We start from the raw sequence: 23,782 nt of genomic DNA, 5'->3' as shown, positions 1-23,782 counted from the left end.
GTTCCGTCAGGCTGCTGACACCCGGGTCAACCCGCACCCGGCGGCGCCGCCGTCAGACGGCACCGGCCGGCGCCGGCCGGGTGACCGGGCCGGACCCGACCTGCGTCGGCGGCCCACCGGCACGGGCCCGACGGAGCGCCACCGACAGCACCGCCGCACCGAGGCAGAGCACGCCGGCGGCGTACCAGGCCATGGTGTACTCGCCGAGTCGGTCCCGGACCAGCCCGGCACCGGTGGCGGCGACCGCCGCGCCGATCTGGTGGGCGGCGAAGACCCAACCGAAGACCACCGCACCGGCCGGCCCGAAGTACTCCCGGCAGAGCGCCACGGTCGGCGGCACGGTGGCCACCCAGTCCAGCCCGTAGAAGATGATGAAGACCAGCATGTTCGGCCCGGCCGCGTCGTCGAAGAGGCTCGGCAGCACCAGCAGCGACGCGCCGCGCAGCCCGTAGTAGGCGCCGAGCAGCAGCCGGCTGTCCACCCGGTCGGTCAGCCAGCCGGAGGCGATGGTGCCGGCGATGTCGAAGAGGCCGATCAGGGCGAGCAGGCTGGCGGCGGTCGTCTCGGCCATCCCGTGATCGTGTGCGGCCGGGATGAAGTGCGTGCCGACCAGTCCGTTGGTCGACGCGCCGCAGATCGCGAAACCGCCGGCGAGCAGCCAGAACGCCCGGGTCCGGGCGGCGGTGCGCAGCGTACGCAGCGCCCGGCTGGCCGCGCCGCCGGCCGGAGCCGGCGCCGGCACCACCTCGGTCGCGCCGTAGGGCGGCAGCCCGAGATCCGCCGGGTGGTCCCGGAGCAGCCAGACGACCAGGGGTACCACCGCCAGCGCCGAACCCGCCACGACCAGCGCCGCGGTCCGCCAGCCGTACGCCTCGACGAGGTTGGCCAGCAGCGGCAGGAACACGAGCTGCCCGGCGGCACCTCCGGCGGTGAGCACGCCGGTGACGAGTCCCCGACGCCGGACGAACCACCGCCCGGTGACCGTGGCCACGAAGGCGAGCGCCATCGAGCCGGTGCCCAGCCCGACCAGTACGCCCCAGCAGAGGATCAACTCGACGCTGGTCCGCATGAACACGGTGAGCCCACTGCCGGCAGCGACCAGGGTCAGGGCGACCGCCACCACCCGCCGGATGCCGAACCGGTCCATCAGGGCGGCGGCGAACGGCGCGGTGAGGCCGAACAGCAGCAGGTTGACCGAGACGGCGGCGGAGATGGTGGCCAGCGGCCAGCCGAACTCCGCGTGCAGCGGGTGCAGCAGTACGGACGGGGTGGCGCGGAACCCGGCGGCACCGACCAGCGCGACGAACGCGACGGCGGCGACCAGCCAGGCCGGATGGAGGCGGCGGGTACGGGTCACCCGAGCAGTCTGCGGTCCGCCGGACCACCCGGCGAGTGGCCGGCAAGCCATGATGCGCAACAATTGGGCCAACCACGAGCGAGGCCGGAGGCGGATGTGACCAGGGTCGCAGGCAGACAGGCGACACCACCGGCCGGTGCCGGTGAGCGGGCGGTGGCCGTACCCCCGGCGGGCCGGCACCGGATCGCGGTGCTCGCCCTCGACGGGGTCGTCGGGCTCGACCTCGGCGCCCCCGCCCAGGTCTTCGGCACCGCCCGGGACACCGACGAGACGCCGTTCTACTCGGTGACCACCTGCACGGTCGGCCGTCAGCCGGTCCGCAGCACCGCCGGCTTCCAGGTGCTGCCCGACCACGGGCTGGAACTGCTCGACCAGGCCGACACGGTGATCGTGCCCGGCATCCACCGCGGCCCACCGCTCACCGACGGCACGGTCGACCCGGAGGTCGGCCGGGCGCTGCGCCGGGCGCACGAGCGGGGGCTGCGGATCATGTCGATCTGCACCGGCTCGTTCGTGCTCGCCGCCGCCGGCCTGCTCGACGGCCGCCCGGCCACCACGCACTGGGCCCACGCGCACCGGTTCCGCACGCTGTATCCGCAGGTCAAACTCGACCCGGAGGTGCTGTTCGTGGACGACGGCGACGTGCTCACCTCGGCCGGGGTCGCCTCCGGACTCGACCTGTGCCTGCACGTGATCCGCTCCGACCACGGCAGTGCGGTGGCCAACCGGGCGGCCCGGCGCTGTGTCGTCCCGCCGTGGCGGGACGGTGGCCAGGCGCAGTACATCGAGCGTCCGCTGCCCGCCACCGGCGACGCCGGCACCGCCCGGACCCGGCTCTGGATCCAGCAGCGGCTGCACGAACCGCTGTCCCTGCCGCAGATGGCCGCGCACGCCAGCATGAGCGTCCGGACCTTCACCCGGCGGTTCCGTGAGGAGACCGGCCTCAGCCCCGCACAGTGGCTGCTCCGGCAGCGCACCGAGCACGCCCGGCTGCTGCTGGAGACCACCGACCTCGGGGTGGACCAGGTCGCCCGGCGGTCCGGGTTCGGCACCGCCGCCGCGCTGCGGCAACAGTTGCACCAGCGGATCGGGGTGGCGCCGAGCACCTACCGCCGGACCTTCCGCCCCCCGGCCCAGGTGTAAGGAAGGGCCCCCTGTTATCGCTTTCGGTTGTACAGGGGGCCCTTCCTAACACCTCAGGCGCAGGGGTTGCCGTTCAGGGTGAAGCTGGTCGGCGCCGGGTTCGGGCCGGTGTTCGAGGCGAGGAAGCTGAACTGGACGGTGGCACCGGGTGCGATGGCCGGGTTCCAGCTGGCGTTGCGGGCGGTCACCACCGCACCCTGCTGGCTGCCGCTGGCGTTCCAGAAGGTGCCGGCGCGCTGCGCGGCCGGGAACGTCCAGCCGACCGTCCAGCCGTTGACCGGCGTGCTGCCGGTGTTGGTGACGCTGACCGTGGCGTTGAAGCCGGTCCCCCACTGCTGGTCGACCCGGTAGCTGACCGTACACGCCGCCGACGGGGCGGTGCTGCCGAACGAGATCCGGTGCAGCTGGCCGGGCAGGTCGTTGACCAGGTACAGCTCGCCGTCGGCGTCCTGGCCGAGGCTGGTCGGCTGGATGGTCAGTTCGGTCAGCGCGCGGGTCTGGTACGCACCGCCGGGGCTGGCCGGCGGCCGGACCACGAACGCCGTACCGGAGCAGTAGTCGGTGGCGAGGTAGGTGCCGGTGGCGATGTCCGCGTACTCCCGGCCCCGGTAGACGTACCCGCCGATGACGGCGCAGCCGTCGGTGGAGGTGCGGTACGTGTAGACCGGCTCGACGTACGTGGCGCCGGCCCGGCACCGGTCGGGGTCGAAGACCACCGGACCCTCGCGACAGGACCAGCCGAGATTGGCCCCGCCCTGGTCACCGGGGAGGTGGTCGATCTCCTCGTAGGTGCCCTGCCCCACGTCGGCGATCCAGAGTGAGCCGTCACCGCCGAGGTCGTGGGAGAACTTCCACGGGTTACGCAGCCCGTACGCCCAGATCTCCGGTCGGGCTCCGGCCGTGTCGACGAACGGGTTGTCGGCCGGTACGCAGTAGGCACGCCCGTCGCAGGTCCGGCTCACGTCCAGTCGGAGGATCTTGCCGAGCAGGGTGCTGAGGTTCTGCCCCGAGTTGAGTACGTCGTCCGAGCCGCCGCCGTCGCCGATGCTCCAGTAGAGGTGACCGTCGGGGCCGAAGCTGACGTGCCCGCCGTTGTGGTTGCTGAACTCGGCGTGCGGCTGGCTCAGCACGATCTCTTCCAGGTCGGCGGGGATCGGTGTCTGGCCGGCGCTGTCCAGGGTGAACCGGGACAGTGTGACCGCCCCGTCGGGCAGCGCGGTGTAGGTGACGTACAGGGTGCGGCTCTGGGCGAAGTCCGGGGTGGTGACGAGGCCGAGCAGGCCGCGTTCGTTGCCGGAGGTGTCGACCCGGTCGGTGATGTCGAGCAGTGGTGCGGCGGCGAGCCCGGTGTCCGGGTGGTAGACCCGGATCCGGCCCTGCTTCTCGGTGATCAGCAGTCGGCCGCTGCCGTCGTCGGGGGCGAAGATCGCGGTCGGTCGTTGCAGTCCGAAGGCGACCTGGGTGGTGCTGACGGTGAGCTGGTCCAGCGGTACGGCTGCCGCCGCGACCCGGTCCGGGGCGGTCCGGCCGGCCGGGTCCGCTCCGGGCCGTCCGGCCGCCGGGGTACCGAGTGCCAGTACCGGACCCAGGACGGCGACCGCGCCGGCTGCGCAGAGCCGCCCGAGGGATAGACGTCGCAGCATATTGACTCCCATCGGTTAACAGGAAGGTAATGCTGTGGACGACGTCTAGATCCACGTGTCCCGAAGTATGGGAACGCTCCCATGGGACATTAACGGGCGGCGGTACGCATAGCGCGCAACTGATCCAGGTGGAGTGGCAGATGGATCCGGCCGTGGATGTCGAGCATCCGCCCCCACGGCAGGGACTCCTCGATGAACAGTTCGACACTCTCCCGGAGGTGGCAGTCCACCGGGGTCTCCGCCGCCGGCCCCAGCCGCTCCACCAGCCCGCAGAGCCGCCCGCTCGTGGTGTGCAGCCAGGCGGCCAGCCCGGGCAACCCGGCCGGGTGCGCCACCATCGCGTCCACCTGCGGCGGCAGTGTCGACTGCGCGTCGTAGTACGTCCACGGGGAGCCGGCAAGCACCGCCTCGGTCGCCTCGATCAACAGCTCGTCGTTGGCCGCGAGGTGCGCCAGCACCTGCTCGGCGGTCAGCTCACCGGGCGGCGGCGGGCCGAAACCGCCCGCCGTCACCTCGGCGAGCAGGTCCTCGTACGTCCGGCGTAACGCCGCCGCCTCCATCTGTCCGAGTCTAGGAAGCCAGCCCCGCCGACCATGGAGTTATCGCCCGGATGACTTCCCGGAGTCGCCGACGACCCCATGATCGACGAAGCTGGTGGGCTCACCGCCGGCCGCGTCGGGCCCGCAGGTAGTCGGAGACCACGTACTGGCCGAGATCCTCCAGTTCCGGGGTGAAGACCCGGCCACCACAGCGCCGGGCCACCGCGTCGACGAACCGGCGCAGCCCCGGATCCTCCCCGAGCATGAACAGGTTCATCGTGGTGCCGTACCGGGTGAGCTGGTCCACCTCGGCGACCGTCGCCTCGATCGTCTCCCGCAGCGGCGGCCAGTTGAAGACCCCACCGCCGGTCTCCGGATCCAGGTGCGCGGTCGGCTCGCCGTCGGTGACCACCAGCACCACCGGCTCGGAACCGGGATGCCGGCGCAGGTGCTGCCCGGCCAGCTTCAGCGCGTGCTGCAGGTTGGTCCCCTGCACCAGGTCCGGCTCGACGCCGGCCAGCTCCTGCTGACTCAGCGGCATCGCCTCCCGGCCGAAGCCGATGATCTGCAACGAGTCCTGCGGGAACCGGGTGGCGATCAGGTGGGCCAGCGCCAGCGCGGTCTGCTTCATCGGGCCCCAGCGGCCCTCGGAGATCATCGAGAAGGAGAGGTCGACGCAGAGCGCCACCGCGGCCGAGGCACGCCGCTCGGTCTCCACCACCTCGAAGTCCTCGACCGCCAGCGTCACCGGCACCCCGGCACCGCCGCGCCGGACCGCCCGGGCCACCGTCCGCACCACGTCCAACGGCTGCTCGTCGCCGTACTCCCAGGGCCGGGACGCCCCGGTGACCTCACCGGCGGCGCCCGCCGAGCGCAGGTCGTGCTCCCCCCGCCGGCCGGTCTGCAACTCGGCGAAGATCCGCCGCAGCGCGGTGCCGCCGAGCCGGCGCAGCGCCTTCGGGCTCAGCGTCAACCCGTCGGAACCCCGACTCACCCAGCCCTGCCGGCGCAGCTCCCGCTCCAGCTCCCGCAACCGGCGTACGTCGTCGGCGGCGTCCCGGCCCAGGTTGCGCTGCACCGACTCCACGTCGATGTCGTCCAGGGTCGCCCCCGGATGCTCCTGACCCAGCTGGTCCAGCAGGTCGTCGAGGTCGGCGATCTCACCGAGCGCCCCGGCCGCCTCGCCGTAGCCGAGCGGCTGGTCGCCCCGGACCCGCTCCCGGCGGTCCCAGGCCAGGTCCGGCCGGAGCGAGCGCAGGTTGGCGCTGAGCCGGGCCATCTGGTCGGCCAGCTCGGGACCGAGCGCGGACTCCATCATCCGGGCCAGCTCCTCACGCTGGTTCGGTGACAGCGACCGCATCAGCCGCTCCCCGGCGGCGGCCCGCCGGGCGAGGGCGTCGACCAGCTCGTCGACGTTCTCCGGCTTCTCCGGGAACAGGTCGCCGTGCCGACGCATGAACTCGGCGAACGCGTCGGTGGTGTCCTCGCCCCGGTCGTGCCGGGCCAGCAGGTCGTTGAGGTCGCCCAGCATCTCGGCCATCTGCCGCTGCACCGCCGGGTCGGCCGCGTCGCGCATCGCGTCCCGCAGCCCGCTGAACCGCTGTTCGAGTACGTCCCGACGCAGTCCGTCGAGGATCTGCTGGTAGGTCGCCCGTGCCTCGTCGCTGGCCCACTGGTACCCGGAGAGTTCCTCGACCGCCCGGGCCGTCGAGGAGGGCAGGTTGTCCAGCACCGCCTCGTTGAACCGGGCCTCGTCGTCGTCCCGGCCCCGCAGCTCGTCGCGTTCGGCGGCGAGTGCCTGGTCGAGCAGGGCCCGGGACCGGGTCACCGCGCCGTCCAGGTCGCCGCGGCGCAGCGCCTCCCGACGCAGTCGCCGGGCCCGGGCGAGCAGATCGTCGAGACCGCCCCGGTCCTCGGGGCCACGGCGCAGCAGGTTACGCAGCGCGTCCCGCAGGCTGCCGCCGGCCAGCACCTCGGCACCGACCGAGTCGACCGCGGCCCGGACGTCGTACGGCGGGGCGAGCGGGTCGGGCCCGCCGCGCCAGGAGCCGTACCGGAAACGGTTTCCGCCGGTCACGGTCAGGCCCAGTCGTCGTCGCGGTCGGGACGGCCGCCAAGGTCGCGGCGGCCGCGACCGGGCTCCGCGCTCCGGCCGCCGTAGACGGTCCGGCCCTCGTCGGTCACGTCCTTGGCCAACCGGCGGGTCAGGTGCAGCCCCTCCAGCACGAACTCGATGCCGGCGGCGGCCTCACCCGGGGTCGGCGCGTCACCGAGGCCGAGCCGGCCCAGCGCCTTGGCCAGCCCCGGCACGGTGCCGACCTGGCCCAGCAGGTCACTGGCGCTGACCAGCTCGCCGGTCTCGACCACCGCCCCCTCGGCGACCAGCGCGGTGAAGCCGGAGAGGTCCAGGCCGGCCATCCGGGCCCGGAACGTGTCGGCGGTCGCGGTGCGCAGCAGGTGGGCGAGGATCTCGATCTCCCGACCCTCCTCGCCGCTCTCGAACTCGACCTTGCCGCGCAGGGTGCTGACCACCGAGACCGCGTCGCCGACCCGGGCCACCGGCTCGATGTCGACCGGGTTGGCGGGCCGGCCGTCGGCCGCCGCGCCGGAGAGCAGGCCGGCCCGCCGCAGCGCGGCGGCGGAGACCGTCTCGGCGGCGGCGATGGCGAACCGGGCCGAGACCCCGGACCGGGGATCGACCGACGGCGCCTCCCGGACCGCCCGGGCGAACCGGGCCAGCACCTCCAGTACGTGCTCCGGCACGGTCGCGACCAGCGTCGCCTCCTGCCGGATCAGGGCCAGCTCCAGCTCCAGATCGATCGGGTAGTGGGTACGGATCTCCGCACCGAACCGGTCCTTGAGCGGGGTGATGATCCGGCCCCGGTTGGTGTAGTCCTCCGGGTTGGCGCTGGCCACCAGGAGCAGGTCCAGCGGCAGCCGGAGCTGGTATCCGCGTACCTGGATGTCCCGTTCCTCCAGCACGTTGAGCAGGGCCACCTGGATCCGCTCGGCCAGGTCGGGCAGTTCGTTGACCGCGAAGATGCCCCGGTTCGTCCGGGGTACCAACCCGAAGTGGATCGTCTCCGGGTCGCCGAGGGTACGGCCCTGGGCGATCCGGATCGGGTCGACGTCGCCGATCAGGTCACCGACGCTGGTGTCCGGGGTGGCAAGCTTCTCGCCGTACCGCATCGACCGGTGCAACCAGCCGATCGGCAGGTCGTCGCCGGCCTCCGTGACCGCCCGACGGGAGGCCGGGGTGAGCGGGTGCAGCGGGTGCTCGTTCAGCTCCGAACCCCGGATCACCGGGGTCCATTCGTCCAGCAACTGGCCGAGTGCCCGGATCAGCCGGGTCTTGCCCTGACCGCGTTCGCCGAGCAGCACCAGGTCGTGCCCGGCCAGCAGGGCCCGTTCGACCTCGGGGAGCACGGTGTCGTCGTACCCGACGATCCCGGGGAAGCGGGGCTCGCCGGAACGCATCCGGGCCAGCAGGTTGTCCCGGAGTTCCTCCTTGACGGTCCGGTACCGGTACCCGGCGGCACGCAGCTCGCCGAGGGTGCCGGGCAGGTCGGCCGGTGGGGTGGGCGGGACCAGGGAAGTCTCAGTCACCCACCTACGCTAGCTCTCGAACCAGGCGACCGGACACGAGCGAGTGCCCGACGGGGCACCGGACGGCCGGCAGCAACCACGACGAGCAGCGGAGGAAATCATGAGCGGGACCGGAGACGCCGCAACCGGGGACGAGTCCGCCCGACCCGGGAACGAGGCCACCCGGCCCGGCGGGGGTCGCAACCAGGAGGCGGTCACGCTCGCCCTCGGGGTGGGCCTCGGTGCGACGCTGGGCCTCAGCGCCGGGATCGTGCTGGGCCTGGCGATGGGCAACATCGTGCTCGGGCTGAGCCTCGGGCTCGCCGTCGGTACCGGGCTCGGTGCCGCCCTCGGCAGCGCGCTCGGCGTGGCCCGCCGAGCGAGGAACTCCGGCTCCTGAGGATCACACCCGGGTTCCCACCTCGCGCCCGCCCTGGAGGGCGGACCTGTTCCCTGCCGCGCCCGCCGCAGAGGGGGATTCCCTGCCGCGCCGGCAGCGGTACGGGAGCGGGCGCGTCGCCGACGGCTGCCGGGAGCCGGGAGCCGGGAGCCGGGAGCCGGCGAACATCCGCCTTTCGTCGCCGGGCGGAATGCCCGCCGGCTCGTCGCCGCACCGTCCGGATCAGGCGGAGAGTTCCGCCCGGATCAGCGCGGCCAGTTCGGCGGGCTGGGAGAGGAACGGCGAGTGCGCGGAGTTCATTCGCCGCACGCGTTCGGCCCGCTTCGCCATGATCTCCTGGGCGAAGGGCGGCAACGCGTTGTCGGCCTCGCAGACGATGTAGGTGCTGGGAATGGTGTGCCACGCCGCCCGGGTCACCGGCTGTTCCGTCGAGGCGGACGACTGGAGTCCGAGTCGGGAGACCGCCTCTTCCGCGGTCTCCGGATCGACATCGCCGTAGAAGGTCTCGAGTGGCCGCAACGCCCTGATGTATCCGCCGGCCTTCAGGGTCGCGTCCTCGTGCACCTCCCACCACGGCGGGGCTACGCCACCGGCACTGGAGAACAGCGAGTCGCCGACGTCCAGCTGGAAAGCGGCGAGATAGACGATCCGGCGTACGTTGTCGGCCGCATCGAGCGCCTCGGTGACCGGGGCGCCGCCGTAGGAGTGCGCGACGACGGTGACCGGACCGTTGATGGCGGCGACGGCGGCCTTGACCACGGCCGCGTCCTCGTAGAGGTCGCCGAGGGCGGCGGGGTCGTGGCCACTGCTGGGCAGCGTGACGGTGTGGACGTCGATGTCCGCGAGCTGCTCGATGAGCGGCTGCCAGGCCCAGGGCCCGTGCCAGGCACCGTGCACGAGAAGAAGTGATGGAACGCTGTTCAAGATTTACTCCCTGCCCACAATGGACCTGAATCTGGTCGGATCTCAATTCGGCGCCGTCTGAGAATGCCGCGTGAAGCCGCAGCGCGGAGCGCACGAACCCGACCGGCAACAGCGGAAATATATGCCGCTACTTTCCGGTAGCCGAATCGCCTGACCTATGAGGTGAACCACAAGCCGGACAACAGTATTCGCGGTCATGATGGACGACACAATTCAGCTCACGATCGAACTTGTACCGCATACCGTGGCACGCGATCTCGGTCCGGCCAGGTCGATTGGCGCGGATGGCACGACGCACCGCGTTAACCATTCGTTCCACATATGTTTCCGCCGGCGGAACCTGTCAATCCGCAACGGCCCGCCGCCGAATGGCGCGTCCGACGGCGGGACCGTCGGATTTTCTACCCGCGACCGGTGCCGTGCCCGTTCGACGCCGCCACGCGGGCAGTGGCCGGGCGGCGGGTGCGGAACAGGTGCAGCCGGAGTGCCCGGAGCAGGGTCGAGGGCTGGCTCAGCGACGTGGGGTGGTCGAGCATCGTGGTGACCCGGTTGAGCCGGGCACTGAGCACCGGGTCGGTCTGCGAGGCGCGGAAGACCAGGTCGCCGAACCACTTCGTGATCTTGTACCCGCGCGGGTACGGCCCGTCGACGTGCGGCAGTTCGATGTCGGCGGAGGTGGAGACCTGCCAGGCGGCGTCGACGACCACGCGGACCTGGTCGAAGTACGCCCGCGCCGGTGCCTCGTGCGGTCTCGGATCCGAGCGCAGGTACGCCGACAGGCAGGAGGCGTGCAGCATCGCCGAGGTCATGCCCTGGCCGTAGACCGGGTTGAACGAGGCGACGGCGTCGCCGGCGGCGACCAGCCCGGCCGGCAACCGGTCGAGCTTGTGGAAGTCGCGGCGTCGACTGTCCGCCTGGTGGTACGTCGTCACCCCGCCGAGCAGTTCCGCCCGCTCGGCGATCGCCCCGAACATCTCCGGATACTGCTCCCGGCACCGGGCGGTGAAGTCGGCGACGTCGCGGCTGGGCCGGTCGTCGTCGTACCCGGCGACGAGCATGAGCCAGCGGTCCCCCTCGACCGAGTTGATCCCGCCGATCCGGGCGGTACGCCCCTGGCCCGCCATGGTGTGGTAGACCACCACCCAGGTGTCGCTGACCTTCTCGTCCCGCTGGTAGAGCGCGGTCGCGTAGTTCAGCCTGATCGGCATCCGCTGCATCGGCGGCTTGGGCCACCCGTTCTCGGCCAGCCAGTCGCTGAGCCGACTGGACCGGCCCATCGCGTCGACCACCAGGTCCGCCGGTTCGACGACCGACTCGGTGCCGCCCTCCGGGACGTACCGGGCACCGGCCACCCGCTGATCGGTGAAGACCAGGCCCTCCGCCCGGCCGTACACCATCCGGATGTTGTCGATCTCGAGGGTCCGCCGCCGGACCAGCGCCTCCAGGAACGGCCGGGTGGTGATCAGACCCGGGCCGGAGGGACCGGGCCTCGGCGGCAGCCCGAGTACGCCGTTGATGTAGATCTTCGCCGTGACGTCGTCGGACGCCGGCAGTGGGGCACCCAGCGCGAACGCCTCCTCGGCGATGCCCGGGAACCAGCGTTCCAGCTGCATCTGGCCGGCCGGCAGCAGCGCGTGCACCTGACTGCCCTGCGGTACGCCGGGGCGGGGCCCGTTGTCGACGTCGGACGGGTCCCGCTCGACGATCAGCACCTCCTCGGCGTGGTCGCTGAGCACCCGGGCCGCCATCAGGCCGGCGATGCTGCCACCCAGCACCACCGCACGTCGCATGATCACCTTGGTCTCGGCCGGTGGCTCGGCGGTCGCGATCTGCGCGAAGAGCCGGGACGGGGAGGCAGGCACTCGGTCAGCTCCTTCGGGTGGTCGGGCCGGTCCCTGGCGTCTGCGGACGGTCCGGCGGTGGCCATGCCGGCCGGCGGCAGCAGCGGGCCCGGCAGGGATCGCCACAGCCACGAGCCAGGTGCGCATCGACGGTCGCCACCATCCTACGTGGAGCGGACGGCGGAGCCGCCGGACCACGTCACGGGCCGGCGACGGATGCCTCAGCCGTTCCGAGCCGCCTCCGGGCCGGTGATCCGCCTCAGCAGTGGCAGCGTCGAGGCGACGATGACCAGCGACACCGCCAGACCCCCGACGACCATGAGGTAGAAGGGCGGGTCCGGTGGTCGCAGCGGATAGCCGAGCTGCGCCCGTAGGAAGAGGTGGGCGGCCAGGAATCCGGTTCCGGTCGCCACCGCCGCCACGGTCAGCAGCGGCACCACGGTCTCCAGCGCGACCACGCGGCGCAGGGTGCCCAACTGGACCCCGGTGAGCCGCAGCAGGCTGAACGGCCGACGCCGGTCGCTCAGTCCGCCGACCACGCTGACCGCCAGGCTGCACCCCGCGATCGGCAGGCTGGCCAGCATGATGACGTTGGCCAACTGTTGGAACTGCGTGAGCTGTCGGGCCGAGTTCGACTCCCACTCGCCGACGCTGGCCGGGAACCGGCCCAGCGGAAACGCGTTGGCCAGCATCGTCCGGGCCCGTTCGAACCCGGCCCGGCTGGTGGTGTCGACGACCACCGACAGGATCGGCTGGCGGTCGACGTCCGCCGGGGCGACGGCGGCGGCCTCCCAGCGGTACGTGTCACTGGTCAGGTCGAACGCGCGCATGCCGATGAGGTCGTCAGCCACCACCGCGACCTGTGCGCCGTCCGGGCAGCTGCCGAACACCGCCAGCCGATCGAGTTCGGCGCAGGTGACCAGGCCCCGCCAACCGTCCGGATCGGGGTTGGTGTGCACCAGGGTCACGCTGCGTACGCCGGGAACGGCGCCGAGTCCGGCCGGAATCTGGTCCGGGGTCGGCGCCGGCCCGTCCTCGGGCCTGAAGTGCTTGACCAGCGACGTGGCGGCCACCGAGTCGGTACGCGGCTCGCCACGGTTGGCGACGAACGTGGTGATCGTCCCGGTCGCCACGCTGGTCACGAAGAGCGCCACGATCAACCCGCTGACCGAACGGAATCCCGCCCGCGGATCGTCGGAGAGCCGTCGGGCGGCGATGAGGGGGGCGGGCCGGCTCGCGCGGCCGGCCAGCACCCGGGCGCCGAGCATGGTCAGCCACGGCCCGGCCAGCACCAACCCGGTCAGGGTCAGCAGGAACCCGGAGATGTACGCGGCGATCTGGCCGTCGGTGCTGTCGGGGCGCCGGCCGATGAAGTACGCCAGCTCGGCGAGCCCGGCGACCAGCGGGATCAGCCGCCAGGGGCGTGGTGGTTTCGGGGTCACCCGTCGACTCACGCCCAGCGGGGAGATCCGCACCCGGCGTAGCGCCAGCCAGGAGGCGACGACGGCGCCGAGCGGGATGCCGAGCCCGACCCACAGCACGTCGACGGCGTCGAGTGACAGGTCGGTGGTGAAGAACCGCTCGCCGGTGAACGGGATCGCGGCGAGTCCCGGCCGGAGCAGGAGGAACAGGCCGAAGCCCACGACGGTGCCCACGATGGCCGCGACGGTGGACTCCACCGCCGAGATGCCGGTGATCTGCGGTGGTGTGGCACCGACCAGCCGCATCGCCGCGAACCGTTGCTCCCGACGGGTCGCGGCCAGTCGGGTCGCGGTGCCGATGAAGATGAGTACGGGGAAGAGCAGCGCGGCCGCCACGACGGACAGCACGAGCGTCATGGCGTCCGCGTTGAGCCCGACGTAACAGCCGTCGCAGTCACTCGGCGCGGTGGTCATGATCTGGGTGACCCGCCCCGCTCCCAACTGCTCCAACTCGGCCGGGGTCCGTCCGATGACGATCAGCAGGGAGTCCGGGGACGGCAGCCCCGAGCGGTCGATGACACCGATCTCGCGGCCGGGGAACCGGTCCCCCAGTTCCGCCGCCGGGGTGCTCCGCAGCAGCTCGCCGAGCACGGGCGAGACGTAGAACTCGCCCGGTCCCGGCAGGCGCGGCAGGCCCGGCGGGACGGGCGCCGCCGGGCCCGACGCGGCGACCTCGACCCGGCCGATCGAGTGGCCGTCGTGGTAGTCCTCGCGGACCAGCCACCACATCGGGTCGGTCGAGGTGTCGGAGGAGGGCGGGGCGACGGCGGTGTTGAGCCAGGCGTACCGCAGGTTCTGCGCGCCGACCGCGTTCATGCCGGCGACGACGGAGAGCAGCATGCCGACGCCGACCGCCACCGCGCCGGCGATGATGACGAGCCGGGTGACGGCCTCCCGGCCACCGGACAGGGTCAACCGCAGCGCAAACCGGATCATGAGCGCACCAGCGCGTTCACCCTGCCGTCGCGGACCATGACCTGCCGGTCGGCGTACGCGGCGACGCGGGCCTCGTGGGTGACCAGCACAACGGTGGTCTCCTGCTCGCGGGCGGAGTCGACGAGGAGGTCCATGACCTGCTCGCCGGTGAGGGAGTCCAGTGCGCCGGTCGGCTCGTCGGCGAAGAGCACGCCCGGTCGGGCGACCAGGCCCCGGGCGAGCGCCACCCGCTGGGCCTGGCCGCCGGAGAGTTCACCGGACCGGCGTCGTTCCAGTCCGGCCAGGCCGAGCCGTTCGAACCACGGTCGGGCCTGTCTGAGCGCGGCGGCCCGGCGGATCCCGCCGAGCAGCAGCGGCAGGGCGACGTTCTCCTCCGCGGTCAGTTCGGGCACCAGTTGTCCGAACTGGAACACGAAACCGAAGTGGTCACGGCGCAGGAGGCTGCGGTCGTACTCGGTGAGGGTGTCGATCCGGCGGCCGTCGAAGTGGATCTCACCGGCGTTCGGCACCAGGATCCCGGCGAGGCAGTGCAGCAGGGTGGACTTGCCGGAGCCGCTCGGGCCCATGATGGCCACGATCTCGCCCGGGGCGACGGAGAGGTTGGCGCCCCGCAGTGCCGGGGTCTCGCCGAAGGACAGTGCGACGTCGCGGGCCTCGATCGCCGTCACGCCCCGACCACCTTCCGGAGGGCGTCCAACCGGGCGACCGTGGTGTCGATCCAGTGCAGGTCGGCCTCCAGGCGGAACAGTCCGTGGTCGGCCAGCAGGGTGTCGACGAGGTCACCGCCCCGACGGATCTCGGTGAGCTCCTGCATCCGTCGCAGATGTGCGGCGCGTTGGGCGTCGAGGTACTCCTCGGCGGGGCGGCCGAGCATGAGCGCGAGCACAACCTTGGTGAACAGCACGCTCTGCAGGTTGGACTCGGCCTCGACCGGCTCGGTCAGCCACGAGTCGACCTCGGTCGCGCCCTGGTCGGTGATGACGTACCGCTTGCGCTCGGGACCGACGCCCGGTTCGACCTCGCCGATGACGATCTTGCCGTCCCGGGCGAGCCGGCCGAGGGTCGAGTAGACCTGGCCGAACGGCAGCGGCTTGCCCCGGCTGAAGAAGGTGTCGTAGTCGCGCTTGAGGTCGTAGCCGTGGCTCGGCTCACGTCCGATCAGGCTGAGAAGGGTCATGGGTACGCTCATGCAAAGACCGTACCCTGAGGGTATACCCCGCGTATATATCCTCAGGGTATATAGATCACGCGACGAGGAGGAGCACGCTGATCGTCAGCATCACCGCGGCGGCGGCGTGGACGCCTCGCTGAACGCGTCGAGTACCCCTCTCGACCTCCTCGTCAGCCGATTCGGATCGCGGAGCGACCAGGACTAACCCGTGGCGAGGGTGGCGCCGGACTCCGGCTTGGTGGCCTCGAAGAGGGCGACGTTGCCGCGCACCGTCACCTGGATGTCGGTGAACCGGGTGTCGAGCTGCCAGCGCAGGCCGGCCAGGTCGTCGTCGGTGTTGTGGAAGATGCCCTTGCTGTTGTAGACCGCCATCAGCCGGCGGGCCGCTCCGGTGACCTTCACCCCGGAGGAGAGGATGGTGCTGCCGAAGAAGCGTCCGCCGGGGCGCAGCGCCGCCACCGCGTTGTCCAGCGCCGCACCCTTCTCCGCCCAGTTGCCGGGCAGGCAGTGCAGCACGAAGTTCAGCCCGACCGAGTCGTACGAGCCGGGTGGCAGGGTGGTGTCGTCGAACGGCAGCGGCCGGAGCAGGTCCGCCCGGACCGTCGCCGGGCGGTAGCGGGCCAGTCGGGACGCGCTCATCCGGAGCACGGTCGGGTTCAGGTCGACCAGGGTCAGCTCGGGTGACGCCGTCGGGAAGCGGCAGTGGTCGAGGAGGTACGCCGTACCGGGGCCGAGGTCGAGGTGCCGGTTGCCGGTGTTGCGGCGGTAGTTGTCGAGCATGTGCCGCTTGGGGCACCGCCAGATCAGCCGGTTGGAGAAGCCGAGCACGTAGATGTCGTACGTGGCCAGCACGAACCGGTTGTAGATCGCCTGTCCGGCGACGACCTCTTCATCGGTGGGCATGGCCCTGCTCCTCGCACATCGTCCCAGCTAACCGGGCACGGCGGGATCACCGCCACCCCCGTCCGGCAGGCATTTTCACACACTGTGAAGATCCGATCCCCTGCACGGGACCCACGGGTAAGTAATCCCACCGTCGCCCGGCCGCGGGGGCCAGAGCCCCGGCGGTAGCCGACAGACGGTCGCGCCCGGGTGCTCGGAAGCACCCGGGCGCGATCCCGCACTGTGTGACCGGTCAGCAGGTGGCGTTCAGGCCGGCCCAGTTGGCGCGGTCGTTGTAACCGCCGTCGCCCGCGTCGCCGACCAGCAGGTCGAGCACGCGTACGCCGGTCAGGTCGACGTCGACCTGGGCGACCGCGTCGCGGGTGACGACACCACTGTCGAACAGCACCCGACCGTCCCCGACGATCTGGAAGGTCGAGGTACCGCCCTCGGTTCCGACGTTGCGGACCGCGTCGTCGATGCCGACGGTCGCGGTCAGTCGATCACACCGGTCGCCGAGGTAGTAGCGGACCGTCGACGGCGAGGCCACCCCGAGACCGGTCGGGTACACCTGGCCGAGCATGCTGATCGGCGATCCGCCGCCGACGCTGAGGTCGACGGTCGGGCTCATCCAGCCGCTGGTGGCGCTGATCCAGGTGTGGTGCGAGAGCACGGCCGCGCCGCTCGGCGGTGCCGGCGCGACCACCACGTCGGTCGCCGTGCTCTGGCGCAGCGTTCCCTTGCCGGTCACCTCGTACGACGTGCGGGCGGTCAGTGTCCCGGCGCCGGGCACGGCGGTGGACGGCAGGGTGACGGCGAAGGAGAAGGTGGCCGACCCGCCCGGGGCCAGCAGGATCGGTGCCCGGTCGAGCGGCCGGACCGTCCAGCCGGTCGGCCCGGTCAGGCTGACCTGCGGCTTCAGTACCGGCAGTACTCCGTCGTTACGGACGGCGACCTCGACGCGGGCCTGGTCGCCGCCGGCGAGCACCGCGGCGGTGCCGGCCGGCAGTTGGGCGTCGCCCACCTGGGTGACCCGCGGCAGACCGACGGTGACGTGCGGTACGCCGGGCAGGCCGCGGTTCGGCTCGACCCGGAACAGGGCGGCACCGTGGGCCGGTACGGCGGCGCTGATCGTGCCGGCGCTCTCGGTGACCTGGTTGGTCCACGCGTTACGCAGGGTGAACCGGTTTCCGGAGAGTCCGACGGTCGTCGCCTTGGTGGTCAGGGTCGCCGGGCTGTCGCCCCGGTTCAGCAGCATGACCGCGCGGTCGCCGTCGGCCAGCCGCTTGACCCAGGTCTCGGTCGTACCGGCGGGGCCGACCCGGACGGCCTGCACGCCCGCCGGGTCCTGGTTGATCGCGAGCACCTCGGGGTCGGTGAGGATGTCGATCGAGGTCTGACTGATCTTGCGGACGTCGCTGGCGATGACCAGCGGTGCGGCGGCCACCGACCAGAGGGTCATCTGGGTCCGGAACTCCTCGTCGCTCATCCCGAGTTCGGGGCCGAGGTAGTCCGGGTCGTTGAAGTGGCCGGGGCCGGCGACCTCGGGGTGCCGGGCGTTCGCGTCGTAGTTGCGCAGCACGTCCTTGTACTTGACCTCACCGACGAAGCCGGCGTCGGTGTAGGTCCGCCAGGACTGCGCGATCGCGGGCGCGTAGGTCCAGGAGTACGTCGACTGCTGCTCCTCCGGGTAGTTGCCCCAGTCGGGCGAGGTCACCGGGTTGCAGAGGTTGAAGATGATGTCCCGGCCGCTGGCGTTGGAGCGCAGCGCGCGGGCGAACTCGGTGTAGACGGTCTTCGGGTCCAGGTCGGCGGCGATGCCGCACAGGTAGTCCACCTTGACCGCGTCGAACTCCCAGGCGGCGAACTGGTCGGCGTCCCGCTGGTAGTAGCCGTAGCTGCCGAGCCCGCACCTGCCCGGAATGTACGGCCCGGCGTCGGTGTAGATGCCGGCCCGCAGCCCCTTGCCGTGGATGTAGTCGACCAGCGGCTTCAGCCCGTTCGGGAACCGGGTCCGGTCGGCCTGCAGGTCACCGGCGGCGGTACGCGGTTCCGGGTCCTGCCAGCCGCCGTCCAGCCAGACGATGTCGTAGCCGGCCTTGGCCAGTCCTCGGCTGACGAGGGCGTCGGCGACCTGCTTCACCGACTCCTCGGAGAACTCTCCGCCGAGGCCGTAGTAGGTGTTCCAGCCCTGGTACGGCGTGGGGCTGAGCACCTGCGGGGCGGCCGGTGGTTGACCGGTGCCGTGGCCGGTGACGGCGACGTCGGCCGAGGCGGCGGACGCGGGCACGGTCACGGCGAGCAGGCCGGTGGCGAGTGCGGTCAGGACGGTGAGATGTCGTTTCACATCGGTTCCTTTGCTACCCGGTGAGGGTTGGCAGCCCGTGACTCCTGAGGGGTGTGTTCCGAGGATCTTGCAGCTCGGCCCGGATCGATGTCAAGATTAATTCGTAAATTATGAGACGGAGAAGCGCAGGATGCCGCCCGCGCGGCCCATTCCCCACCCGGCCGTCACCGAGTCGGTCGAGCGCCCACCCCGCCTCGCGGCGATGCCGGTCGGGGCGGCCGCCTACCCGTGGCCCGGACCTGGCCGGGTGGCGTCCGCTGCGGCCGTCCCGGGTGTGGTGTGGAGTACCTCGCGGGCCTGTTCGGCGGCGCGGAGGATGCTCTCGCTGATGAAGTCGAGAAAGCGGGCGATGCTCTCCAGACGGTGGGCAGCGGGGGTGCCGGGGCCGAGGATGGCGACCCCCCGGCGGGCGGTTTCGACAAGCTGGTCGTTGGATCGGGCGCCGGCGATCGTCGCCTGGTAGAAGAGTTCGTCGTCGACGACGTAACGGTCGCGGCGACCTTCGTCGCGCTCCCGGCGGACGAGGCTCTGACCCTCCAGGAAGGCGATCGCCTTGGAGATGGACGCCGGACTGACCTGGAGTCGCTGGGCGAGTTGGGACGCGGTGAGGCTGCCCGCGTCGACGGTGAACAGACAGGTCAGCACCCGGGCCGTCATCTTCGGCAGGCCGGAGGCCATGAGGACGGTGGTGAGCGCCTCCTCGTACTCGGCCACGGCCTCGGCATCGCGCCCGGCTGAGTGAGGGGCCGACTCCGCCCCCCGGGAAGAGGCGGGCCTGCGCCGGTGGGCGCGGCGCTCGGTGGCGCGGTGGGCCAGGTCGGCGCGGTAGGCGGTGGGGCCGCCGTTGCGCATCACCTCACGGGTGACCGTCGAGGTCGGACGGCCAAGGCGCCGGGCGATCTCGGCGTACGGGAGGCTGTCGGCCAGCCCCAGCGCGATCTGCTGGCGTTCCTGCTGACTGAGTCTGCCTCCCGGCATCGCGATCCCCCTGGTGATCCCTCGTGGTGTTCCGGCTCCCCGACTATAGCGTTCACTTCTCACCCATTGCAATGATTACTCCACCGCCGTTGCATTGCTTTCATCGCTGTTGCAACGATTTTGGCTCTTCTACCTGCACGGACGCCCCTTTGGTGCAACGTCATTGTTGCCGCCAAATAGAAAGCAACGTAGCGTTTCGCAAGTCAGAAACAACGAGCGAGCCCCGGAGAGTCACGATGCAGACGTTCGACACCCCCGCCCCGATCTCCGCCGTCCTGGACATCCCCGCCGGGCGCCTCCAGTTCATCGCCGCCGACCGCGTCGACACCACCGTCGAGGTCCTGCCCACCAACCCGGGCAAGCGCCGCGACGTCCAGACCGCCGAGCAGACCAGCGTGACCTACACCGACGGGGTTCTGCGGATCCACACCGAGTCCGGGAATCCGCTCCTCGGCCCCTCCGGATCCCTGGAGGTCACCGTCCGACTGCCCGCCGGCTCAAGCGTCACGGCCAGGACCGCCAGCTCCGAACTCCGTGGCGTCGGCCGTCTCGGTGACGTCGCGTTCGAGGGCGCGTACCGCCAGATCAAGATCGACGAGGTGGCGAGTGTCCGCCTGACCGCGATCGACGGTGACGTCGAGGTCGGCCGGCTGAACGGGCCTGCGGAGATCAGCACCACACGGGGCGACATCCGGATCACCGAAGCCGTACGCGGCACGGTCGTCCTCCGTACCCAGTCCGGCGACATCTCGGTCGTCGCCGCCGCCGGCGTCTCGGCCGCCCTGGACGCCGGCACCGGCTACGGGCGCGTCAGCAACGCCCTCAGGAACGAGGGCACCACCGAACTCGACATCCGTGCCACCACCCAGCACGGCGACATCACCGCCCGCAGCCTCTGACCGAGATCCAGGCGCAGGGCCCGGAGAAGACGTACCCCCTCGACGCGAACAGGTGGAAGAAAAGATGACGACGAACAAGACCTCCCCGACCACTCCGAACTGGACCGGCATGGTGCCGGTCGACGACACGGCCCTGGCCGTCACCGACACCGGCGGTCCCGGTACCCCAGTCGTCTACCTCAACGGCCAGTTCGCCACCCAGGGGTACTGGCGACGGGTCATCGCCGAACTGGGCACGGGGTGGCGGCACATCACGTACGACGAACGGGCCCGTGGCCGGAAGTCGAAGCGTTCGGCGGACTACTCCTTCGAGGCCGCCGTCCGGGATGTCGACGCCGTCCTCGCCGCCCGGGGCGTGGACCGGGCGCTGGTGGTGGGCTGGTCCTACGGGGCGGTCGTCGCGGCGCACTGGGCCGAACGGAATCCGGAGCGTGCCGTGGGCGCGGTCCTGGTGGACGGCGCGTTCCCGCACGACTGGCTCGACGACGCCATGGAGCTGCGGATCCGCAAGCTGTTCCGGCGGATGAACTGGTTCATGCCGCTGCTGCGCCCGACCGGCCTGACCCCTCGGATGAACGCCGAGCAGCAGGCGGAAAGCAACATCGAACTCGGCCGGCTCTCCCGCGAGCGCGAGCTGGGGCCGGTGCTGGACGGCATCACCGTCCCGGTGCGGTACGTGGTCGCCTCGGGGACGTCTCTCGGCAGCAAGGGTGACGAGCAGGAGCGGATCCGCACCAGCCTCGACGGGGTGTGCGCCCGCAACCCGAACATCCGGCTCGGTGCGAAGGTCGCCAGCAACCACGGTGCGATCCTCAAGAAGGACTTCGCGGCCGTCGCCGAGTCCGTACGCGAGGTCGCCGCCCTCGACCACGGGCGGCGCTGACGACACGGCCGGCGGGTGGACGACAACCGCATGTTCCGCCACCAGCGGCACCGGGTCGGTCGGGTCAGGTGAGCTGGGCCCCGACCCGGTGCCGCAGGTACGCGTTCGGGGAGGTCCGGGCGATGTGTACCGCCTCGGCCACCAGATCACGCAGCTCGGGGCGGTGTTTGGCCGGATTGAGGACCAGCCCGGGGAGGATGCACACCCGTACGCCGAGGTTGTCGTTCGCGACGAACTCCCGCAACGCCGTCTCCTGCCACTCCCAGCGGCGCTTCTCCGACGCGTCCTCGTCCTCGGCGTCCTGGGTCGGGGTGTACGGGCCGACGTAGCGATGGTCCGCCCGCTCGCTCCAGTACCAGGCCCGGGCGGCGCCGGCCCGCTCCTGGTTGGTGCCGGTCCGCAGGTATCCGAGCAGCACGGTCTGTACCCGCGGGGAACCGAACCAGGCCACCGCGGGCCCGATGAAGCGCGCGTTGAAACTCGGATCCGGCTCGTAGACCCCGGCGCGGACCAGCGGAACGAACCACTCCTCCTGGGGCGGCTCGCCAGCCGACGCCCGTAGCGTCTGCCACGCCCGAATTCGCCACTCCTTGCTGGTCGCCGAGTCGGGCAGCGGTTCGCCTCCGAGCAGTTCCACCAGCTCGGCCATGCTCCGGGTGAGGGCGGCGTGGTCGACCCCGGTGTCCCGGGGTAGCGGCATGAACTGCTGGGGCTCGGCGTCGGTCGGTTCGGCACTGTGCGGATCGGGGTTCTCCATCGATGTACGGTATCCGCGCGTCGCACCGTCGTCCGCCGGGTCGGGGTTCCGTCGCGGGGCCGCCCAGCCGAGGAAGCGGGCGTACATCCGGGCCGGATCGGGGCCCAGCTCGGGGTTGAGCCGGTGCAGGTCGGTCATCGCCTCCTGCAACATGGTCGCCAGGTAGACCGACAGCCCGACCCGATCGCGCAGGTATTCGAGCGGCAGCAGGCTCCGCGCGGCCAGACACGGCCAGTCGGTGCCGCAGACCCGGCACCGCCAGTTCGGTCGGCGAGGCAGATGCTCCCGACCACCGGGTACGTCGGGGCCGGTCACCGCTCGACCCCCCGCGCCTGGTCGGGCGGTTGCCCGGAGCCTCTCCGGCCACGCTCAGCGGACTGCCGGAAGTGGCCGGGGTTCGGCGGGCGGGCACGGTGGTCGACGGCACGGCGGTCAGCGGCGCGACCGTGGGCGGTGCCGTGGTCAGCGGCGTGACCGTGGGCGACGTCGTTGAGAAGCCGGTCCAACGCCGCCAGGACCGCCGAGCCGGGTGGCACGGTGTCGAGGCAGCCCCAGGGTGCCCCGCACCGGCAGTAGCGCCAGAGCCGACGCCAGTCCGGGTGGTGGATCCGCCGCATCCGGGTGCCTCCCTCAGAAGTGGAAGCGGGGGCCGTCCCGGGTGGGGGAAGGAATCCCGACGGCCCCCGCGCGGTTCCGCCCGTCCTTTCCGATGCCATGGCTCCGAGCGGTCCCGCTAGTGACACTCTGCTGTGGACGGCACTACTGTGGGGAGCTTCTCCGGCCGCACCAATCACCCGTATCCGGCTTTGTCGCACCTGTACCGACGAGGTATGGAGGCTGTCAGTGATCCACTCACCGATGCTCGAACACTTCGCCGAGGAGTTACGCCTGGCCCGGGCCGCCCGGAACATGTCGCAGGCGGCGGTCGCCGAGGCGATCAACTATTCGGCCCCGATGGTGGCCAAGGTAGAGACCTGCGAGCGCCGCCCGAGCCTGGACTTCGCCCGCCGCTGTGACGTGCTCTTCGAGGCCGACGGCCGGTTCGAACGGATCCAGCGGCGGATCAGCCGGGAAACCATCGTCCAGTACTTCCGGGAGTGGGCCGGCGTCGAGGAGGAGGCCAAGGCGCTGCGATCGTTCGAGCCGACCTATGTGCCGGGCCTGTTGCAGACCGAGGAGTACGCCCGGGCGGTGCTCTCCGGGCCGGGACTGCTCTCGGCGGACGAGATCGAGGAGCAGGTGGTGACCCGGCTGGGCCGGCAGGAGATCCTGAGTCGAACCAAACCACCGCTGCTGACCTTTGTATTCGACGAGTACGTGCTGCGTCGCCAGCTCGGCGGGCAGCAGACGATGCGGGAGCAACTGCTGCACCTGGTCAAGGTCGGCAACAGCGTGCCGCAGGTGAACCTGCACGTGGTGCCGGCCTCGGTCGGCGCCTACGCCGGGCTGGACGGTCCGTTTGTGCTGGCCACCCCACCCAACGGCGAGCCGATGGTCTATTTCGAGGGACACTGGCACGGTCACGTCGACGACCGCCCGGAGTTTGTGAACCATATGATCGATATTTGGGAGACCATCCGGAGTGTTGCGCTGTCCCACCAGCAGTCACTCGACCTGATCACGGAGGTGGCCGAAACATGGAGCTGACCGGCGCCGCCTGGCGCAAGAGCAGCCGCAGCAACAGCAGTGGCGGCAACTGTGTCGAGGTCGCCGACAACCTGCCGGACGTGGTCGCGGTACGCGACAGCAAGGACCCGCACGGTCCGGCGCTGACCTTCGACCCGTACGCCTGGCGGATCTTTGTCACCGGGGTCGCCCGACGGCACAGCGTCTAGGTTCTGCGGCCTGGCCGAGTTGGTCGACGGTATCGACTGGAACGCCGAGGTCGACGCCACGATCGTTCGTACCCACCAAGACGCGACCGGTGCCCGTAAGGGGGGCTCAGCCAGGAAGATTCGCGGGGCAGCGCAGGCCGCCGACCGACCGAGGGGTGAGCTCACCACGAAAATCCACACC

Annotated in this window: 21 protein-coding genes; 6 read left to right on the top strand and 15 right to left on the bottom strand. The window is 71.4% G+C overall.

Annotated elements, in window-relative coordinates; translation table 11 throughout:
- Nucleotides 1-52: 52 nt before the first annotated feature.
- Complete coding sequence (locus tag V1633_RS05080; RefSeq protein WP_331212974.1) at nt 53-1,357, bottom strand: MFS transporter; 1,305 nt, start codon at nt 1,355-1,357, stop codon at nt 53-55.
- 153 nt (nt 1,358-1,510) lie between these two features.
- Between V1633_RS05080 and V1633_RS05075 the strand changes: the two genes are divergently transcribed.
- Nucleotides 1,511-2,500, top strand: a complete 990-nt coding sequence (locus tag V1633_RS05075) for a GlxA family transcriptional regulator (RefSeq protein ID WP_331213144.1) — start codon at nt 1,511-1,513, stop codon at nt 2,498-2,500.
- A 53-nt stretch (nt 2,501-2,553) separates the two neighbouring features.
- On the opposite strand, the gene V1633_RS05070 is transcribed toward V1633_RS05075, so the two are convergent.
- The 4 genes from V1633_RS05070 to V1633_RS05055 form a co-directional block, all read right to left on the bottom strand.
- Nucleotides 2,554-4,143, bottom strand: coding sequence for a PQQ-dependent sugar dehydrogenase (locus V1633_RS05070; RefSeq protein ID WP_331212973.1), 1,590 nt, complete (start codon nt 4,141-4,143; stop codon nt 2,554-2,556).
- Between the two features lie 89 nt (nt 4,144-4,232).
- Nucleotides 4,233-4,703, bottom strand: coding sequence for a hypothetical protein (locus tag V1633_RS05065; protein ID WP_331212972.1), 471 nt, complete (start codon nt 4,701-4,703; stop codon nt 4,233-4,235).
- 100 nt (nt 4,704-4,803) lie between these two features.
- Nucleotides 4,804-6,759 (bottom strand): vWA domain-containing protein, encoded by a 1,956-nt coding sequence (locus V1633_RS05060; RefSeq protein ID WP_331212971.1) that lies wholly within the window; start codon nt 6,757-6,759, stop codon nt 4,804-4,806.
- A 2-nt stretch (nt 6,760-6,761) separates the two neighbouring features.
- Nucleotides 6,762-8,288: a sigma 54-interacting transcriptional regulator gene (locus tag V1633_RS05055; RefSeq protein ID WP_331212970.1), complete on the bottom strand. Its 1,527-nt coding sequence runs from the start codon at nt 8,286-8,288 to the stop codon at nt 6,762-6,764.
- Between the two features lie 100 nt (nt 8,289-8,388).
- On the opposite strand from V1633_RS05055, the gene V1633_RS05050 reads away from it, so the two are divergent.
- Nucleotides 8,389-8,667 (top strand): hypothetical protein, encoded by a 279-nt coding sequence (locus V1633_RS05050; protein ID WP_331212969.1) that lies wholly within the window; start codon nt 8,389-8,391, stop codon nt 8,665-8,667.
- 222 nt (nt 8,668-8,889) lie between these two features.
- Here V1633_RS05050 and V1633_RS05045 read toward each other — a convergent pair whose 3' ends face one another.
- From V1633_RS05045 to V1633_RS05010, 8 genes are all read right to left on the bottom strand, one after another.
- Nucleotides 8,890-9,591 (bottom strand): alpha/beta hydrolase, encoded by a 702-nt coding sequence (locus V1633_RS05045; protein ID WP_331212968.1) that lies wholly within the window; start codon nt 9,589-9,591, stop codon nt 8,890-8,892.
- A 401-nt stretch (nt 9,592-9,992) separates the two neighbouring features.
- Nucleotides 9,993-11,453, bottom strand: coding sequence for an FAD-dependent oxidoreductase (locus V1633_RS05040; RefSeq protein WP_331212967.1), 1,461 nt, complete (start codon nt 11,451-11,453; stop codon nt 9,993-9,995).
- Between the two features lie 200 nt (nt 11,454-11,653).
- Nucleotides 11,654-13,849, bottom strand: coding sequence for an ABC transporter permease (locus tag V1633_RS05035; RefSeq protein ID WP_331212966.1), 2,196 nt, complete (start codon nt 13,847-13,849; stop codon nt 11,654-11,656).
- Nucleotides 13,846-14,517: an ABC transporter ATP-binding protein gene (locus V1633_RS05030; RefSeq protein ID WP_331212965.1), complete on the bottom strand. Its 672-nt coding sequence runs from the start codon at nt 14,515-14,517 to the stop codon at nt 13,846-13,848. Before V1633_RS05030 ends, V1633_RS05035 begins: the two co-directional genes overlap by 4 nt.
- Nucleotides 14,514-15,038, bottom strand: a complete 525-nt coding sequence (locus V1633_RS05025; protein WP_331212964.1) for a PadR family transcriptional regulator — start codon at nt 15,036-15,038, stop codon at nt 14,514-14,516. Before V1633_RS05025 ends, V1633_RS05030 begins: the two co-directional genes overlap by 4 nt.
- A 183-nt stretch (nt 15,039-15,221) precedes the next feature.
- A complete protein-coding gene (locus V1633_RS05020) occupies nt 15,222-15,923 on the bottom strand; it encodes a class I SAM-dependent methyltransferase (RefSeq protein ID WP_331212963.1) in 702 nt (233 codons plus the stop codon).
- A 232-nt stretch (nt 15,924-16,155) separates the two neighbouring features.
- Nucleotides 16,156-18,249: an NPCBM/NEW2 domain-containing protein gene (locus tag V1633_RS05015; protein ID WP_331212962.1), complete on the bottom strand. Its 2,094-nt coding sequence runs from the start codon at nt 18,247-18,249 to the stop codon at nt 16,156-16,158.
- A gap of 222 nt (nt 18,250-18,471) precedes the next feature.
- A complete protein-coding gene (locus tag V1633_RS05010; RefSeq protein ID WP_331212961.1) occupies nt 18,472-19,227 on the bottom strand; it encodes a helix-turn-helix domain-containing protein in 756 nt (251 codons plus the stop codon).
- 236 nt (nt 19,228-19,463) lie between these two features.
- On the opposite strand from V1633_RS05010, the gene V1633_RS05005 reads away from it, so the two are divergent.
- Together V1633_RS05005 and V1633_RS05000 are read left to right on the top strand one after the other, a co-directional pair.
- The gene (locus tag V1633_RS05005) at nt 19,464-20,126 is read left to right on the top strand and encodes a DUF4097 family beta strand repeat-containing protein (RefSeq protein ID WP_331212960.1); all 663 of its coding nucleotides are present in this window, start codon (nt 19,464-19,466) and stop codon (nt 20,124-20,126) included.
- A gap of 64 nt (nt 20,127-20,190) precedes the next feature.
- Nucleotides 20,191-21,009 carry an alpha/beta hydrolase gene (locus tag V1633_RS05000; protein WP_331212959.1) on the top strand — a complete coding sequence of 273 codons (819 nt, stop codon included), beginning with the start codon at nt 20,191-20,193 and terminating at the stop codon, nt 21,007-21,009.
- Nucleotides 21,010-21,073: 64 nt separating this feature from the next.
- Here the strand turns inward: V1633_RS05000 and V1633_RS04995 are convergent, their stop codons facing one another.
- On the bottom strand, nt 21,074-22,081 hold the full coding sequence (locus V1633_RS04995; protein WP_331212958.1) for a hypothetical protein: 1,008 nt from the start codon (nt 22,079-22,081) through the stop codon (nt 21,074-21,076).
- Complete coding sequence (locus V1633_RS04990; protein ID WP_331212957.1) at nt 22,078-22,383, bottom strand: hypothetical protein; 306 nt, start codon at nt 22,381-22,383, stop codon at nt 22,078-22,080. Before V1633_RS04990 ends, V1633_RS04995 begins: the two co-directional genes overlap by 4 nt.
- A gap of 226 nt (nt 22,384-22,609) precedes the next feature.
- On the opposite strand from V1633_RS04990, the gene V1633_RS04985 reads away from it, so the two are divergent.
- Both V1633_RS04985 and V1633_RS04980 read left to right on the top strand, forming a co-directional pair.
- A complete protein-coding gene (locus V1633_RS04985; protein ID WP_331212956.1) occupies nt 22,610-23,413 on the top strand; it encodes a helix-turn-helix domain-containing protein in 804 nt (267 codons plus the stop codon).
- Nucleotides 23,404-23,601 carry a DUF397 domain-containing protein gene (locus V1633_RS04980; RefSeq protein WP_331212955.1) on the top strand — a complete coding sequence of 66 codons (198 nt, stop codon included), beginning with the start codon at nt 23,404-23,406 and terminating at the stop codon, nt 23,599-23,601. Before V1633_RS04985 ends, V1633_RS04980 begins: the two co-directional genes overlap by 10 nt.
- Nucleotides 23,602-23,782 lie beyond the last annotated feature (181 nt).

It is taken from the genome of Plantactinospora sonchi (assembly GCF_036422035.1).
Taxonomy (GTDB): domain Bacteria; phylum Actinomycetota; class Actinomycetes; order Mycobacteriales; family Micromonosporaceae; genus Plantactinospora; species Plantactinospora sonchi.
Note: the sequence above shows the minus strand (reverse complement) of the source record. Positions and strands in the feature narration are given on the sequence as shown.

Bases quoted from the DNA above. Each gene is read 5' to 3' on its own strand.
- V1633_RS05070 (WP_331212973.1), bottom strand. From the start codon at position 4,143: ATGCTGCGACGTCTATCCCTCGGGCGGCTCTGCGCAGCCGGCGCGGTC.
- V1633_RS05065 (WP_331212972.1), bottom strand. From the start codon at position 4,703: ATGGAGGCGGCGGCGTTACGCCGGACGTACGAGGACCTGCTCGCCGAG.
- V1633_RS05050 (WP_331212969.1), top strand. From the start codon at position 8,389: ATGAGCGGGACCGGAGACGCCGCAACCGGGGACGAGTCCGCCCGACCC.
- V1633_RS05035 (WP_331212966.1), bottom strand. From the start codon at position 13,849: ATGATCCGGTTTGCGCTGCGGTTGACCCTGTCCGGTGGCCGGGAGGCC.
- V1633_RS05025 (WP_331212964.1), bottom strand. From the start codon at position 15,038: ATGAGCGTACCCATGACCCTTCTCAGCCTGATCGGACGTGAGCCGAGC.
- V1633_RS05020 (WP_331212963.1), bottom strand. From the start codon at position 15,923: ATGCCCACCGATGAAGAGGTCGTCGCCGGACAGGCGATCTACAACCGG.
- V1633_RS05010 (WP_331212961.1), bottom strand. From the start codon at position 19,227: ATGCCGGGAGGCAGACTCAGTCAGCAGGAACGCCAGCAGATCGCGCTG.
- V1633_RS05005 (WP_331212960.1), top strand. From the start codon at position 19,464: ATGCAGACGTTCGACACCCCCGCCCCGATCTCCGCCGTCCTGGACATC.
- V1633_RS05000 (WP_331212959.1), top strand. From the start codon at position 20,191: ATGACGACGAACAAGACCTCCCCGACCACTCCGAACTGGACCGGCATG.
- V1633_RS04990 (WP_331212957.1), bottom strand. From the start codon at position 22,383: ATGCGGCGGATCCACCACCCGGACTGGCGTCGGCTCTGGCGCTACTGC.
- V1633_RS04980 (WP_331212955.1), top strand. From the start codon at position 23,404: ATGGAGCTGACCGGCGCCGCCTGGCGCAAGAGCAGCCGCAGCAACAGC.